At 62.2% G+C, this 2,395-nt stretch carries 2 protein-coding genes; both read right to left on the reverse strand.

Features of this window, described 5'->3' with window-relative positions; translation table 11 throughout:
* Positions 1 to 1,148, reverse strand: a 1,148-nt coding sequence (locus C3Y91_RS02400; protein WP_130764736.1) for a Gfo/Idh/MocA family protein, incomplete at its 3' end; no start/stop codon positions are given.
* A 191-nt stretch (positions 1,149 to 1,339) separates the two neighbouring features.
* On the reverse strand, positions 1,340 to 2,392 hold the full coding sequence (locus C3Y91_RS02405; protein ID WP_024322919.1) for a sugar phosphate isomerase/epimerase family protein: 1,053 nt from the start codon (positions 2,390 to 2,392) through the stop codon (positions 1,340 to 1,342).
* Positions 2,393 to 2,395: the final 3 nt, after the last annotated feature.

The following is a 2,395-nucleotide window of genomic DNA, read 5'->3' on the forward strand; positions in this document are numbered from 1 at the left end:
ACGCAGGCTTCGACAAAAGCCACACCCTTCACGCCGTCATCGACGGTGGGGTAGACCACTGCCTTGTCGACGGCCTTACCCTTCTTGCGGGCATTGATCGCATGCGCGGCTTCCGTATAGATCGTCGCAAAGGCTTCGAGATAACCTTCCGGATGCCCTGATGGTACGCGCGTGACACGGCCGGCAGCCGCGCCTGAACCGGCGCCGCCGCGGGTGATCAGCCGCTTCGACTCGCCGAAAGGCGTGTACCACAAGTAGTTCGGGTCCTTCTGGGTCCATTCCAGCCCGCCCTTGGTGCCGTAAACGCGGACCATCAGGCCATTTTCATGGCCGGGCGCCACCTGGCTGCACCAGAGCATGCCCTTGGCCGGCTTCTCCGAACCCTTCGCCTTGAAGCGCAGCATGACATGCGCATTATCGTCCAGCCGGCGGCCGGGAACGAAGCTGTCGAGATCGGCGGCGAGGCTGTCGAGCTCCAGGCCAGTGATGAAGGCGGCGAGATTATAGGCGTGCGTGCCGATATCGCCGGTCGAGCCGCCGACGCCGGACTGCGCTGGATCGGTGCGCCAGGCCGCCTGTTTCTGGCCGGTTTGCTCGACCGCTTCCGTCAGCCAATCCTGCGGATATTCGGCCTGGACGACACGGATGTCGCCGAGTTCGCCATTCGCGATCATCTCCCGCGCCTGGCGGACCATCGGATAGCCGGTGTAATTATGCGTCAGCACGAAGAGCGCGCCGCTCTCGTCGGCGATCTTCTTCAGCTTCTTCGCATCGGCAAGGTTGGATGTCAGCGGCTTGTCGCAGATGACATGAATGCCGCGCTTCAGGAATTCCTTGGCTGCATCGTAGTGCACATGGTTCGGCGTAACGATCGCTACCGCCTCGATGCCATTCTTCAGCTTCGCCTCGCGGATCGCCATCTCGCGATAGCTGGAATAGGTCCGCGACGGATCGAGGCCGAGGTCGCGGCCGGATGCGATCGCCTTTTCGGGCGAAGCCGACAGCGCGCCGGCGATGAGATCGTACTGATCGTCGATGCGTGCCGCGATACGGTGCACCGCGCCGATAAACGCGCCGGCGCCGCCGCCCACCATGCCGAGCCGGATGCGCGGCTCGCGGGACTGTTCGGATGATGCTTCGATTGCCATTGATTCCTCCCGAAATTTTCTTCCCTTCTCCCCTCGGGGAGAAGGTGGCCCGGAGGGCCGGATGAGGGGGCCACTGGCGACAGATATTGCCTTTCGCTTGTCGCTCAAAGCCTTCGTCGCTAACGCTCCTCATCCCCCTCATCTGCCCTGACGGGCATCTTCTCCCCGCTGGGGAGAAGGGAAATGAAAGCCTAAAGCCCCAGCATCCGCCGGTTCGCCGCCTGGTCGGTGCCACTGCCGGCGAAATCGTCGAAGGCTTTCTCGGTGACGCGGATGATATGGGCGGCAACGAATTCGGCGCCTTCGCGAGCACCGTCCTCCGGATGCTTCAGCGCGCATTCCCATTCGACCACGGCCCAGCCGTCGAAATTATTCGCCGTCATCTTCGAGAACACCGCGCCGAAATCGACCTGACCGTCGCCGAGTGAACGGAACCGACCGGCGCGTTCCACCCAGCCCTGATAGCCACCGTAGACGCCCTGGCGCCCGGTCGGATTGAACTCCGCATCCTTGACGTGGAACATCTTGATGCGGTCCTTGTAGATGTCGATGTTGTCGAGATAATCGAGGCACTGCAGGACGTAGTGCGAGGGATCGTAGAGCATGTTGGCGCGCGGATGGTTCTTCACCCGCTCCAGGAACATCTCGAAGGTGATGCCGTCATGCAGGTCTTCGCCCGGGTGGATCTCGTAGCAGACGTCAATACCGTTCTCGTCCGCATGGTTGAGGATCGGCGTCCAGCGGCGGGCGAGTTCGTCGAAGGCAGTCTCGACCAGACCGGCAGGACGCTGCGGCCAGGGATAGATGAAGGGCCAGGCAAGCGCGCCGGAAAAGGTCGCATGCGCCTTGAGACCGAGGTTTTTGGATGCCGTCAGCGCCATCTTGACCTGCTCGATCGCCCATTCCTGACGCGCCTTCGGATTGCCCCGCACCTCCGGTGCAGCAAACCCGTCGAAGGCTTCGTCATAGGCCGGGTGAACGGCGACAAGCTGTCCTTGCAGATGAGTGGAGAGTTCAGTGATCTCGATGCCGTTTTCACGCGCCTTGCCGGCGAACTCGTCGCAATAATCCTTGGACGTGGCAGCCTTCTTCAGATCGATCAGCTGGCTGGCCCAGGTCGGCACCTGGACGCCCTTGTAACCGATGTCGGCCGCCCATTTGGTGATCGCATCCCACGAGTTGAAAGGAGCAGTATCGCCCGCGAACTGGCCAAGGAAAAGGCCGGGGCCCTTGATCGTCTTCATGTC

Origin of the sequence: Rhizobium ruizarguesonis, from assembly GCF_012349115.1 — a bacterium.
GTDB classification, from domain to species: domain Bacteria; phylum Pseudomonadota; class Alphaproteobacteria; order Rhizobiales; family Rhizobiaceae; genus Rhizobium; species Rhizobium ruizarguesonis.

Bases quoted from the DNA above. Each gene is read 5' to 3' on its own strand.
- C3Y91_RS02405 (WP_024322919.1), bottom strand. From the start codon at position 2,392: ATGAAGACGATCAAGGGCCCCGGCCTTTTCCTTGGCCAGTTCGCGGGC.